This window comes from Pseudomonas sp. TMW22091, assembly GCF_022496705.1.
GTDB lineage: Bacteria > Pseudomonadota > Gammaproteobacteria > Pseudomonadales > Pseudomonadaceae > Aquipseudomonas > Aquipseudomonas saxonica.
This window is the reverse complement of record NZ_SCFI01000002.1, coordinates 484,330-497,011: the sequence shown is the minus strand read 5'-3', so window position 1 is coordinate 497,011 and position 12,682 is coordinate 484,330. Positions and strand designations below refer to the sequence as shown.

General features: G+C 54.9%; 10 protein-coding genes. 2 read left to right on the top strand and 8 right to left on the bottom strand.

The genetic code is table 11. From position 1 onward, the window contains the following. Window positions 1–232 precede the first annotated feature (232 nt). From EQV93_RS06035 to EQV93_RS06020, 4 genes are all read right to left on the bottom strand, one after another. A complete protein-coding gene (locus EQV93_RS06035) occupies window positions 233–982 on the bottom strand; it encodes a hypothetical protein (RefSeq protein ID WP_336247120.1) in 750 nt (249 codons plus the stop codon). A 334-nt stretch (window positions 983–1,316) separates the two neighbouring features. Continuing rightward, entirely contained in the window at window positions 1,317–2,066 is a 750-nt protein-coding gene (locus EQV93_RS06030; protein WP_240891088.1) for a hypothetical protein, read from the bottom strand. Between the two features lie 334 nt (window positions 2,067–2,400). Further along, window positions 2,401–3,150, bottom strand: a complete 750-nt coding sequence (locus EQV93_RS06025) for a hypothetical protein (protein ID WP_240891087.1) — start codon at window positions 3,148–3,150, stop codon at window positions 2,401–2,403. A 347-nt stretch (window positions 3,151–3,497) separates the two neighbouring features. Further along, a complete protein-coding gene (locus EQV93_RS06020) occupies window positions 3,498–7,172 on the bottom strand; it encodes a toxin VasX (protein WP_240891086.1) in 3,675 nt (1,224 codons plus the stop codon). Window positions 7,173–7,526: 354 nt separating this feature from the next. On the opposite strand from EQV93_RS06020, the gene EQV93_RS06015 reads away from it, so the two are divergent. Further along, complete coding sequence (locus EQV93_RS06015) at window positions 7,527–8,567, top strand: threonine aldolase family protein (protein ID WP_122785404.1); 1,041 nt, start codon at window positions 7,527–7,529, stop codon at window positions 8,565–8,567. 123 nt (window positions 8,568–8,690) lie between these two features. Here EQV93_RS06015 and EQV93_RS06010 read toward each other — a convergent pair whose 3' ends face one another. The 3 genes from EQV93_RS06010 to gbcB all read right to left on the bottom strand — a co-directional run bounded on the left by EQV93_RS06010 (window position 8,691) and on the right by gbcB (window position 10,444). Next, window positions 8,691–8,993 carry a cell division protein ZapA gene (locus tag EQV93_RS06010; protein WP_122785405.1) on the bottom strand — a complete coding sequence of 101 codons (303 nt, stop codon included), beginning with the start codon at window positions 8,991–8,993 and terminating at the stop codon, window positions 8,691–8,693. After that, window positions 8,990–9,220, bottom strand: a complete 231-nt coding sequence (locus EQV93_RS06005) for a hypothetical protein (protein WP_122785406.1) — start codon at window positions 9,218–9,220, stop codon at window positions 8,990–8,992. The genes EQV93_RS06010 and EQV93_RS06005 overlap by 4 nt, the downstream gene beginning before the upstream one ends. Window positions 9,221–9,343: 123 nt before the next feature. Beyond that, a complete protein-coding gene (gene gbcB, locus EQV93_RS06000; protein ID WP_240891085.1) occupies window positions 9,344–10,444 on the bottom strand; it encodes a glycine-betaine demethylase subunit GbcB in 1,101 nt (366 codons plus the stop codon). 246 nt (window positions 10,445–10,690) lie between these two features. Here gbcB and gbcA point away from each other — a divergent pair, with 246 nt between their 5' ends. Continuing rightward, entirely contained in the window at window positions 10,691–11,983 is a 1,293-nt protein-coding gene (gene gbcA, locus EQV93_RS05995) for a glycine-betaine demethylase subunit GbcA (protein WP_240891084.1), read from the top strand. A 2-nt stretch (window positions 11,984–11,985) separates the two neighbouring features. On the opposite strand, the gene EQV93_RS05990 is transcribed toward gbcA, so the two are convergent. Further along, the gene (locus EQV93_RS05990) at window positions 11,986–12,558 is read right to left on the bottom strand and encodes a GNAT family N-acetyltransferase (RefSeq protein WP_146385926.1); all 573 of its coding nucleotides are present in this window, start codon (window positions 12,556–12,558) and stop codon (window positions 11,986–11,988) included. Between the last annotated feature and the right edge of the window lie 124 nt (window positions 12,559–12,682).

The following is a 12,682-nucleotide window of genomic DNA, read 5'->3' as shown; positions in this document are numbered from 1 at the left end:
AGGGCCACCAAAAGCCACGAAACACGACAATGCAAATGGAATACCTAAATTAAACTGATATGTGAATACTTTAGGCTCACCGCCTCCGAAATCCATAAAAGCGTCGTTATAAGCACTGATATAGGGACAGAAGGGATGCTCACTTGTCGGCAAGGGCAAGGGTGCTAAATAAGTTTGGCGGCCAGAGGGGAAATATTCGACATCGCCCGCCCGTTTAGCCCCGGATTTACTTTTAAGCTCTACTGTCATTGCGATACACCTCGGCATATATCTCAGTAATCGGCGTACGCGGGTAGCGTTTGATCAGGGCTTTGACCTTGGCGCTCAGTCGCAACAGTTCACTGCTGGGCTTGGCCCATTGTTCGGCTGGCAACGGCTCGGACCATGCTTGCATGGCGGGCGGCAGCGCCCGGCGGCCGACTTTGGCGATTCGTTTTATCTCCCATTCCACCAAATGGTTGGGCAGCGTCCACAGCGTCATCACGTGGTAGACGTACCAAAAAAAAGCGTAGAACCGGCCCACTTCCTTATCGCGCAAGCGCCGATGCAAACCGGCGCGGGCATTGCGGAACGTGTGAAGCCCTTCGTGAGGCGGGTCGCCGGGTTCTTGCAGTCCGAGAGGGTCTTGAAGGGTTGAGAGGTCGTTGAGTTCATATTCCATAAAGCCGCGAACAGCCTCCCAGTTGGAAATCGCCAACTGCACACTGCCGCACTGGAACTCGACCCGGACTAACTCGCCCTCATGCTCAAACCCCATGCCCATGCCGTATTGGCGGGTGACGCCGTATTGGCTGGCGCCCTGTGCTTGCACGACCCAAGCTGACAGGGATTCCCAGGGGACGAATAAAGGCTCAGTGGCGCCATCGGGCATAAAGCACACTTCACGGCGCTGACGGTTGAAACGGGTGGGGATAACTTTGGTGAAGAGGTTGTGGGCTTGGAACCAGACTAAAAGGAATATAAAAGTTCCTAATAGCCACATTAGTACAGCAGTTCCCCAAGAAGCTTCGAATATCCCTACCACTGCCTGCAAACTTCTTTCAAAGTTACCATCTAGCATAAGCCCCATGAAACCACCTAAGAGCGGAAATCCAAAAGCGACGATACATGCACCAGTAAACGGCCCCCCCAACCACAACTGATAGGAAAATACATTAGGCTCCCCGCCTCCAAAATCCATAAAAGTGTCGTTATAGCCACTAATATATGGGCAGTAGGGATGTTCACTGTTTGGCAATGGCAAGGGGGCTAAATAAGTTTGGCGACCTGAGGGGAAATATTCGACATCGCCCGCGCGCTTACCCCCGGATGTATTTTTAAGCTCTACTGTCATTGCGATACACCTCGGCATATATCTCAGTAATCGGCGTACGCGGGTGGCGTTTGATCAGGGCTTTGACCTTGGCACTCAGTCGCAACAGTTCGCTGCTGGGCTTGGCCCATTGTTCCGGCGGCAACGGTTCAGACCATGCTTGCATGGCGGGCGGCAGTGCGCGACGGCCGACTTTGGCGATGCGTTTTATCTCCCACTCCACCAAACGATTGGGCAGCGTCCACAGCGTCATCACGTGGTAGACGTACCAAAAGAAAGCGTAGATCCGGCCCACTTCCTTTTCGCGCAAGCGCCGATGCAAACCGGCGCGGGCATTGCGGAAGGTGTGCAGGCCTTCGTGGGGCGGGTCGCCGGGTTCTTGCAGTCCGAGAGGGTCTTGAAGGGTTGAGAGGTCGTTGAGTTCATATTCCATAAAGCCGCGAACAGTCTCCCAGTTGGAAATCGCCAACTGCACACTGCCGCACTGGAACTCGACCCGAACTAACTCACCCTCATGCTCAAACCCCATGCCCATGCCGTATTGGCGGGTGACGCCATATTGGGTGGCGCCTTGTGCTTGCACGACCCACGCGGAGAGAGATTCCCAGGGGACGAATAAGGGTTCAGTGGCGCCATCGGGCATAAAACACACTTCGCGGCGCTGGCGGTTGAAACGGGTGGGGATCACTTTGGTGAAGAGGTTGTGGGCTTGGAACCAGACGAATAGGCAGATGGCTGAGGATAATAGCCACATGCCTACTGCATATCTCCAGACTGCAAAGAAACAGTCAATGATCGCGTGGTAAACCTCCTCAGCATTGCTCCCCAATACAGCAAAAAGAAAACCAGCAAGGAGTGGAAATCCAAAAGCGGCTATACATGAACAAGTAAAAGGTCCTCCCAGCCAAATCTGATAGGAAAAAACATTGGGCTCCCCTCCTCCAAAATCTAGAAAGGTCTCGTTATATCCACTGATATAGGGACAGAAGGGATGCTCACTTGTCGGCAATGGCAAGGGGGCCAAATAAGTTTGGCGACCTGAGGGGAAATATTCGACATCGCCCGCACGTTTAGCCCCGGATTTACTTTTAAGCTCTACTGTCATTGCGATACACCTCGGCATATATCTCAGTAATCGGCGTACGCGGGTAGCGTTTGATCAGAGCTTTGACCTTGGCGCTCAGTCGCAACAGTTCGCTGCTGGGCTTGGCCCATTGTTCCGGCGGCAACGGTTCAGACCATGCTTGCATGGCGGGCGGCAGTGCGCGACGGCCGACTTTGGCGATGCGTTTTATCTCCCATTCCACCAAACGATTGGGCAGCGTCCACAGCGTCATCACGTGGTAGACGTACCAAAAGAAAGCGTAGAACCGGCCCACTTCCTTTTCGCGCAAGCGCCGATGCAAACCGGCGCGGGCATTGCGGAAGGTATGTAGGCCTTCGTGGGGCGGGTCGCCGGGCTCTTGCAGTCCGAGGGGGTCTTGAAGGGTTGAGAGGTCGTTGAGTTCATATTCCATATAGCCGCGAACAGCCTCCCAGTTGGAAATCGCTAACTGCACACTGCCGCACTGGAACTCGACCCGGACTAACTCGCCCTCATGCTCAAACCCCATGCCCATGCCGTATTGGCGGGTGACGCCATATTGGGTGGCGCCTTGTGCTTGCACGACCCATGCGGAGAGAGATTCCCAGGGGACGAATAAAGGTTCAGTGGCGCCATCGGGCATAAAACACACTTCGCGGCGCTGGCGGTTGAAACGGGTGGGGATAACTTTGGTGAAGAGGTTGTGGGCTTGGAACCAAACGAATAAACAAATGGCTGAGGATAAAAGCCACATGCCCAAAGCTGATGCAAGAAGCGCCAAGAATATCTCTACCATAAACTGCCAACTTTTTTCTAAATCACCATCCAGCATAAGCCCTATAAAACCACCGAGGAGCGGCCCACCGAAGGCAACTAAACATGAGCAAGTAAATGGTCCCCCCAGCCACAACTGATAGGAAAATACATTGGGCTGACCTCCGCCAAAGTCCATAAAAGTGTCGTTATAGCCACTAATATATGGGCAGTAGGGATGTTCACTGTTTGGCAATGGCAAGGGGGCTAAATAAGTTTGGCGTCCTGAAGGGAAATATTCGACATCGCCCGCACGATTATTAGTAGCGCTGTTTTCTACCGGCCCACTCATTGCGACACGTCCAATGCAGTTACTTCCACACCAACCAGCGGTGTCTCTGGAACAGTTATTGAGTATTCCGCAGAAGGAAAGCGCCCCTCCTCCAAAATATTGAAACGGATACAGCGTGTCTGCTCCATCACTTGTTCATTCTCATCGAAATATTGCAGATTAATCACCAGCAATAATTCTTCTGAAAATTTGCCAAAAACAGGTTCGGGATTTCGCGGATAGATTAGTTTCAACATCAGTGGCTCACCATTCCCCATCTTTTTTTGATTACTCACCACCAACTGCAAATCCAAGCACACTTCATCACTGATCACATCCCGCTGCTCCGCAGGACGTTCACGACCGCCATGCATTATTTGTGTAATACGCTGAGCACCTATAAATAATTTATTCCTTATTTTCCCCTCCAGTGAAGCGTGGAAATCCGCAACACTTAAACCTGGAACTATCAGAAAAATCTCACCAACCTTGGTGTTGGGCAAGAGACTAAGCCAGAACGAATCCCCAGAAACGCCCTTAATCTGCACGAACGGGGCCTGTAAAAGTTTGGTTAAATGGTTCTGAAACTCTATAAGAGTCAAGCTTCTACGCTTATCTGCATCGCGGCTCCATGGTGTGCTTTGTAACCACTCATCATGAGGAGTGGTATTGTTGCGGTTATATAACCAAGTTCCGCCCAACTCCAAGAGAGTGAACATTCCACCGAACAAATTGGCCCGAAAAAACACTGTTGCCAGACGTGTTCCTGAAGCAACCCACGCAGCTTCTCGGGCTGCACCTTTAGCGGCCATCAGTACGTTTAGGCTTGCTCTAGTGGTGTTATACAAACCATAGGTATTGCTAAGTGCTAAGCCTCCCGAACCGATCATCGACAAAACAGCACCCTGCTGTGCGCCACGATTGCCACTACGCACCGCTTGTAACCATTGGCCGTGATAGCCTTTGAAACTAACGATCGCTGCAATCAAGCCAAAAACATAAGTTCCAAACCCCAACCCAACATGCAGCTTACCTATTGTGACTAACAAACGACTGAGGGTATTCGATTTCAGACTGACACCCAAAGCTTGTGCCTGCGCACTAAGTGCCGTATCAAATATTCCCTGCGCCGCCGCAAACCCAGCAGCTCCGGTAGCAAATACAGCATTTATAAATGCCCCCCATTGCCGTTCGTGTGATGGCAATGAGTACGTTTCTTTAATCACCTGCGCCAAATTCACCGCCTGCGCCACAAACAGCAACAACGCGGCCCCATCCCCCAGCACATTCAATGCCGGCGCACTTTTCACGCCATCGCGAAAGTCCCTCATCAAACTTGCGGCTTGCCGTTGGCCTTCGTTCGGGAAGATCACCGTCAAACCGGCGCGCTCGGGGGTTGCGCCGAACAGCCGTGCATGTTCATCCGGCAGTTCCACTATCGGGCTGATACTCGCTGCAAGGCGTTTTTCACCCGAGTCCAGTTGCCAGTTCAGGTAATTAATCTTCTGCTGAATTTCAACCGATTGAGCAGATGTATGTCCCTTTCCCCCCTTGCTTCGCGCATTCCTGATGGCTTGTTTACGCTCGCGCTTAAGCTTCCTCCTTTCACCCCGTTGTTTGAGGACTTCTTCCAGCGTGTAGCGAAAGCTGGCTTTTTCTTCCGGTGTGGAAAATTTAAAGGTCAAGCCTTCGGTTTTCGCGGCTTGCAGAATTTTCGATTTCAGCGCAAAGGGCAGGTTGCGAAACAGTTGATCAAGGTCGGGCATGGGCTGCCCTTTGAACACCTCAGCAAACTCGGCCACCAGTTTTTCCAGCCCGCGATTCAGGGCTGGCGCCAAGCTATTTTGCGCGGCGTTGGCGACGATACGCTTGCTGTTAGGCAGATCGTCCAAGGCCGGTAAACGCCCATGTTCAATGCTGCGCAGTTGCTCGATCAGCCCGCGTGTGTTGTTAAACACGGTCATGCCCGCCGCATTCAAAAAGGCGTATTGCACCCACAAGCCGGTTTGTTCGCTGTAGGGCAAGGTGTAGTACAGCGGGCGGCTAAATTGCGGTTGGCGCTGGATGAATTCATACAGTTGATCGCAGGCTTCGTCGCTGCGGCAAATGTCTTTGAGGCAGGCATATTCAAGGGTGAAGGCAAAACCTTCCTGTTGACTGAGTTTCGGGTCGAGATACCAAGCGTTTTTGTGAAAGCCGCAGGTGGTGGTCAGCGCCACGCGGTCGGCGGTGATGCGCTCAAGCAGGTCATTCCAGCGAGCGAGGCCTGTGCGGTGAGCCAGCAGGTCGCGGTCCATGGCTTCGCGGTCGATCAGATCATTTACGCCGCGCTGGCCGAATTTGGCACCGTGCAAAATCTCAGTAATTCGTTTGCCATGAAGTTTGCCAAGGTCGATCAAAGCGTCGAGGTGTTTTTGGACAAAAGCACTGGGAGAAAGGCGAAAGTGCGGAGGCGTGTAATAACGTCGATCCACTTCATCGGTGCTCAATTGACCCGTCACCAAGCCATCACCGCCTGAATGAGCAGCGCCAATCGCCTGCGCCTCTGCCCTTTCGCGCAACACCTGCAAATCCGCTGGCACCGGACTGCCCGCTGGCGGGGTCATCAGCCCGCCCTTGTTGACGTATTCCAGCATCGCCGCTTTGGTCACGCCTCGGTTCGGCTCAGGCATGTTTTCCAGCTCGGCAAACATGGCCTTGATCGCCGGGTCATCGGTTGCTCCGGCCAGCACCGACACATCCGGGTCACTCAATTGGCTGAGGGATTCGATGTAGCAGGCCAGCAGGTAATCGCGTTCGTTGTGGCCTTCCTGCACGCCGTCATTGCCGCCGCCATTGGCCCAGTCACCGACCCAGCCGGCGACCTGATCCTGATAGTTGGCCAGGTCGCGCAAGACGCCCAAGGTGTCATCGAGCACCAGGTACAGCGTGTCGAAGTGGTACTGCGGCTCAATAGCGCCTTTTAGACGAGCAATGGAGTAGTAGCTAAAACGCGGCGGGTTTTCCCACAGGTAGGGGCGACGTTCATGCTCGGGTAGCTCAGCCTGCAAACGACGCCGCTCACTGAAGGCGGCGTGTTCTACCAGTGAAGCATTAGCCTCCAAGTGATCCTGCTCATATTCCAACTGCTGAGTGGCGTGCTCTGCCAGCCATCGATCGACCATCGGTTCCGTGAGCAAGTGCTTGGCGCCTTTGATGCAGTCAGCCCGGCTCAGATCCACGGCCTGCATAAAGTGATTGCGCTCGGCGGGGTCGTTAATCACTTGTCGGCATTTGTTGGCCGACCATTGCACCTCGGCATACCCAACAAACAAGGTGCTGGTTTTAGGGAAGATCAACGTCGGCGATTTGATCGGATCTTCGCGCTCGTCCTCGACCACCTCCTTACCCTGAAACAGCATCGACTCCACCACGCCGTTATAGACCCGGTATTCAGTTAACTCGCCGTTGCCGTCGTCGATCACATAGAGCCAGCCATCGCGCAGCAGGCGAATGCCCAACGGGCGACTCTTCAGGCTGTAGGGCATGGCGATTTCAGTGGAAGGGTCGAGCGCCGGGTTATCCACCAGCCCGTAACGCAGGGGCAGCAGTTGAACGGTGCTTTTCATTAGTGGGCAAACACCCAACGCCACTTTGGCATCGGTGCGTCTGAGATTGAGGTCGTTGGGGTTTTGTAGAGGTCGCTTGATCATGCATCAGGCTCCTGTAGGCCAAAGAGTTGCAACGGGCAATATCAATGATGCTGTTCACGAGGTGATAGGAAGCTCAAACTTCACGGTGATCGCCCACCCGAAGTTCAATACGTTTAATACCGCGCAGAAATCGTTAGTTGTTTCATCAAATGACAAACATGAGATAAAAGTGCGCAAAAAGTTGCGCAGTTAAACCAAGCTCAATTAACAAATCCGTCAATAAAGTCAGTTCTGCGTTTTAGCACGATGTAGGGTTATTTAGATGTAGGATCTTTCCGCATCTTGAGTCGTGTCTGTGCACCCGGTAAATTCTTGGATAAAGTGCATCACGATCTTCGACCCAGGAACCGGGAAATGACTGACAAGAGCCAACAATTCGCCAGCGACAACTACTCCGGTATCTGCCCTGAAGTCTGGTCTGCCATGGAAAAAGCCAACCACGGCCACCAGCGCTCCTACGGCGACGATGAGTGGACCCTGCGCGCCGCCAATGACTTTCGCACGTTGTTCGAGACCGATTGCGAGGTGTTTTTTGCCTTTAACGGCACTGCGGCCAACTCGTTGGCCCTGTCATCGCTGTGCCAGAGCTTCCACAGCGTGATCTGCTCCGAAACCGCCCACGTCGAGACCGACGAATGCGGCGCCCCGGAGTTCTTTTCCAACGGTTCCAAACTGCTGATTGCCCGCACTGAAAACGGCAAGATCACGCCTGAGTCCATCCGTGAAATCGCCCTCAAGCGCAAAGACATTCACTACCCCAAGCCGCGTGTGGTGACCATCACCCAGGCCACGGAAGTGGGCAGCGTTTACCGCCCGGAAGAAATCCGCGCCATCAGCGCAACCTGTAAAGAATTGGGCCTGTTGCTGCACATGGATGGCGCACGCTTTTCCAACGCCTGCGCCTTTCTCGGCTGCTCGCCGGCTGACCTGAGCTGGAAAGCCGGGGTCGATGTGCTGTGCTTCGGCGGGACTAAAAACGGCATGGCAGTGGGCGAAGCGATTTTGTTCTTCAACCATGATCTGGCGGTGGACTTTGACTACCGCTGCAAACAGGCCGGCCAGTTGGCATCCAAGATGCGCTTTTTGTCCGCCCCGTGGGTGGGCCTGCTGGAGAACGATGCCTGGCTGAAACACTCGCGCCACGCTAACCATTGCGCGCAGTTGCTGAGCCAACTGGTCAGTGATATTCCGGGGGTTGAGTTGATGTTCCCGGTCGAGGCCAACGGTGTATTTCTGCAACTGTCAGAACCGGCGGTCGCGGCATTGACGGCCAAGGGCTGGCGCTTCTACACCTTTATCGGCAAAGGCGGCGCACGTTTTATGTGCTCATGGGACACCGAAGAAGCCCGCGTGCGGGAACTGGCAGCCGATATTCGAGAAGTGATGGCGGGGTAAAAGCGCCAGTGCTCTGTAGCCGCTGCCGAAGGCTGCGATAAGGTCCACAGGACCTTCAACAGCTTAGGGTCGCTGCGCAAGCCATCGCAGCCTGCGGCAGCGGCTACAGAGTTTTGCGAATAATCAGACTTGTCCGAGGGTTCGCTCAATCACATCGACCGTGGCGCTGACTTGCTCTTGATAACGGTCGAGTTCCTGTTTGTGGCACAGCTGCAATTCAATCTGCTGGGAACACAGGTTCAACGCGGCCAATACCAACAATTTGTCCCCGATCAAGCTCGGGTACTTTCTTTTCGTTTCGGCCAGGGCTGCCTTCAACATGACCGTGGCGGCCATCAGGGTTTGCTGCTCCCCCTCCGGCGCTTTGATCGTGTAGTCGTTACCCAGAATCGAGACGACATTTACACCGTCTCTGTCCACGCTCATGCGTTGACAGGGCTCACGCTCGCGCGATCAACCAGTGCCTGAATACGGGCAGCCGTAGCGCCTTGCTTCTCTTCCTGTTCCATCAGGCTCAGTTGCAGGCTTTCGTTTTCGTCTTTGGCCTGAACCAGTTCAGCGTTCAATTGCGCGTTGGTGTCCAGCAGCTCTTGCTTTTGCTGAACCAGATCGCTGACCAGTTGTTCCAGTTTGCTAAGGGATGACTCAATCATGGTGATGTTCTCAAGCAGTTTCAGAGGGCGCGTACGATAAAGAAAAGTCAGCCGCTAAGCTAGCGGCCACCCACCTTTAAGCCCCCTAAAGACTGTGGTTTCCAACCTTTGTTCCTACAGGGTTCAGAATTCAATCCTCACATCCCCTTTGGGCACGCTACAGCACGACAAGATGTAGCCTTCTGCCACGTCTTCGTCGGTGATGCCGCCGTTGTGCTCCATCTCCACTTCGCCGCCCAGCTTGAGCACTTTGCAGGTGCCGCAAATGCCCATGCCGCACGCCTTGGGAATCAACAAACCCAGCTTGGCCGCCGCCGCGTGCACCGTTTCGGCCGGGCCGACGCGGATGCTTTTACCGGATGCGGTGAACTCCACCTGATTCAAGTCCGCCACGTCCAGCTCCGGCGCATCGGCCGCCTGCTCGGCCTGTTCCACCGCATCGGCCCGCGCTTCGGGCGGCGTCGCGCCAAATGACTCTTCGTGATAACGGCTCATCTCAAAGCCGTTGCTTTCCAACAGGCGTTTGACCGCATTCATGTAAGGCGTTGGCCCGCAGCAAAACACTTCGCGCTCCATGAAATCGGGGGCCATCAAATCCAGCATCTTGTGATTCAAATAACCGCGATACCCCGCCCAAGGTTCGCCCAACCCGTGTTTCTCACAAATCAGGTGCAAGCTGAAGTTGTCGATGCGCGACGCCATGTGCTCCAGCTCGCGGTGGTAAATGATGTCTTTGGGCGACCGGGCGCTGTGGATAAACACCATGTCGACATTGGCGTTAGTGTCGTAAAACCAGCGCGCCATCGACATGACCGGGGTAATCCCCACGCCACCGCTCAAATACAACACCTTGGGGCTCGGCGCATCGATGGCGTTGAACAACCCCACCGGACCATGCACCGCCAGCTCCTGGCCTTCTTGCAGCGTGTCGTGCAACCAGTTGGACACGCGCCCGCCCGGCACGCGCTTGATGGTCACCGAAAAGCTGTACGGCACCGAAGGCGAACTTGAGATGGTGTACGAGCGCATGACCGCCTCGCCGTCGATTTCCAGCTCCAGGGTCACGAACTGCCCCGGCTTGAAAAAGAACAGAATTGGCTGATCCGCCATGAAGCAAAAGGTGCGCACATCCCAGGTTTCCTGAATCACTTTGACGCAACGCACGATGTGTCGGCCATTGGCCCAGGTCTGGGTGGTTACCGGGTTCAGAAAGCTGTTGGACATGCGCTTCTCCACGGCCGACTACCGGCCTCATGCTGGCGATTCTGCGCAGGCCCCGAGGCGACCATTTACCTATTCGCGACATTCACATACTTATCGCGACCAGCCCCTGAAAACAGGCCCTCACGCGTCGTCAACAGATGGGGCCATGTCGCCCGCAGATATGGCATCGCCACGCGCTGAACGCACACTCAGCGCAACTGATCAGCCACTGCCAGGCCACACCCGATGGCCATGAGGACGACAACGATGGACATCACCGCCACCCTGAGCCTGGGCGACCCGCTGGAACCCGCACGCCTGGCCACCGCCCAGATGCTGCACAGCCGCGAACGGACGTTTTCGTTGCCGCAGCCGTTCTACAACGACGAGCGATTGTTCGAGATCGACATGCAGGAAATCTTCCAGAAGGAATGGTTGATCGCCGGTATGACCTGCGAGATCCCGACCAAGGGCAACTTCCTGACCCTGCAAGTGGGCCACAACCCGATCATCGTGATTCGCGGTGCCGAGGGCCAAGTGCATGCCTTTCATAACGTGTGCCGCCATCGTGGTTCACGGCTGTGTACCAGCGAAAAAGGCAAAGTGGCCAAGCTGGTGTGCCATTACCACCAGTGGACCTACGAGCTGGACGGGCGCCTGCTGTTTGCCGGCACGGAGATGGGCGCCGATTTCGACATGAAGCAGTATGGCCTCAAACCCGTGAACGTGAAGACCGCAGGCGGCTATGTCTTTATCAGCCTGGCTGAGAACCCGCCCGCCATTGACGAGTTTCTGGCCACGCTGAATCACTACATGGAACCCTACGACATGGAGAACACCAAGGTGGCGATTCAAACCACCCTGGTGGAAAAAGCCAACTGGAAACTGGTGCTGGAAAACAACCGCGAGTGCTACCACTGCAACGCGTCACACCCTGAGCTGCTGAAAACCCTGCTGGAGTGGGACGACGTCACCGACCCGCGTGCCGATCAGGCGTTCAAGGACCATGTAGCCGCCTCTGCTGCTGCCTGGGACGCCGAGAAGATTCCCTATGCCCACGCCAGCTTCGGCCTGCGTAACCGCATCGTGCGCATGCCCCTGCTCAAGGGCACTGTATCAATGACGCTGGATGGCAAGCAGGGCTGCACCAAACTGATGGGCCGAATCAAAAACCCGGATTTGGGCTCGATGCGTATCCTGCACCTGCCCCATTCGTGGAACCACTGCATGGGCGACCACATCATTGTGTTCACCGTGTGGCCCATCAGTGCGCAAGAAACCGTCGTGACCACCAAATGGCTGGTGCACAAGGACGCGGTCGAAGGGGTGGATTACGACGTAGAGCGGATGCGCAAAGTCTGGGACGCCACCAACGATCAAGACCGCCGGCTCGCTGAAGAGAACCAGCGCGGTATCAACTCCATCGCCTACCAACCGGGGCCGTATTCCAAAACCTACGAGTTTGGCGTGGTCAACTTTATCGACTGGTACAGCGAGCGCTTGCTCAACAATTTGGGCGCTGCGCCCGCACCGTACCTAAAAGGGGCAGTAGCTCAATAGCGCTAACCTTGCGGGCAATACATCAAATGCGCCTGCCCGGTGACACGAATCAGCGGGTGGGGCGTTATCTGGCAGGTTTTGACAATCTCGAATCCATGGCGCTCATAAAAGCGCCGGGCGCCGCTGTTGGCTTCATAGTCGATCAGACTCAAGCCCTTGAGGCCCAACTCACCACACCGCGCATGGGCGTGCTGTAGAAACTGCTGGCCTAAGCCACGGTTGCGCCAGCCCTCATGCAACGCCAGGCTTGAAATATAAAGGGTGTCGGGTATTTCCATATCCGCGTAAGGGGCCAGTACCGCATCGGTTTCGGGCTGAGCCTCAGGATCGTGGCGCATTTCAAAACAGTGCATCATGCCGATGACCTGACCTTCAGCTTCGGCTATCTGACAGTTTTCGTAAGAAAAAATAACTCCCTCACGGGCATAGCGCATCTCGCCTACGTCCAACAAGGGTTGCCCTGGCTCTGCGATTAAACTCCAGATGTAGTCGGCACAGCCTTCAGACGAAATTTGAAACAAGCGAGCAATCTCACGCGCATCGCTGCGCCGAGCCGGACGCATAAAAACCGTCATAAATGTGATTCCCAAGACATGTAAGCGCTTTTTTTAGCGTGAACCTATTAAACGCCGCAATACACGTGTCACGGGCCTTTATATCCAGTTGTTACGGCCAGCTGGTCATTTTTTAATCAGACCG

Bases quoted from the DNA above. Each gene is read 5' to 3' on its own strand.
- EQV93_RS06025 (WP_240891087.1), bottom strand. From the start codon at position 3,150: ATGTGGCTTTTATCCTCAGCCATTTGTTTATTCGTTTGGTTCCAAGCC.
- EQV93_RS06010 (WP_122785405.1), bottom strand. From the start codon at position 8,993: ATGAGCGTGGACAGAGACGGTGTAAATGTCGTCTCGATTCTGGGTAAC.
- EQV93_RS06035 (WP_336247120.1), bottom strand. From the start codon at position 982: ATGTGGCTATTAGGAACTTTTATATTCCTTTTAGTCTGGTTCCAAGCC.
- EQV93_RS06015 (WP_122785404.1), top strand. From the start codon at position 7,527: ATGACTGACAAGAGCCAACAATTCGCCAGCGACAACTACTCCGGTATC.
- EQV93_RS06005 (WP_122785406.1), bottom strand. From the start codon at position 9,220: ATGATTGAGTCATCCCTTAGCAAACTGGAACAACTGGTCAGCGATCTG.
- gbcA (WP_240891084.1), top strand. From the start codon at position 10,691: ATGGACATCACCGCCACCCTGAGCCTGGGCGACCCGCTGGAACCCGCA.
- EQV93_RS06030 (WP_240891088.1), bottom strand. From the start codon at position 2,066: ATGTGGCTATTATCCTCAGCCATCTGCCTATTCGTCTGGTTCCAAGCC.
- EQV93_RS06020 (WP_240891086.1), bottom strand. From the start codon at position 7,172: ATGATCAAGCGACCTCTACAAAACCCCAACGACCTCAATCTCAGACGC.
- EQV93_RS05990 (WP_146385926.1), bottom strand. From the start codon at position 12,558: ATGACGGTTTTTATGCGTCCGGCTCGGCGCAGCGATGCGCGTGAGATT.
- gbcB (WP_240891085.1), bottom strand. From the start codon at position 10,444: ATGTCCAACAGCTTTCTGAACCCGGTAACCACCCAGACCTGGGCCAAT.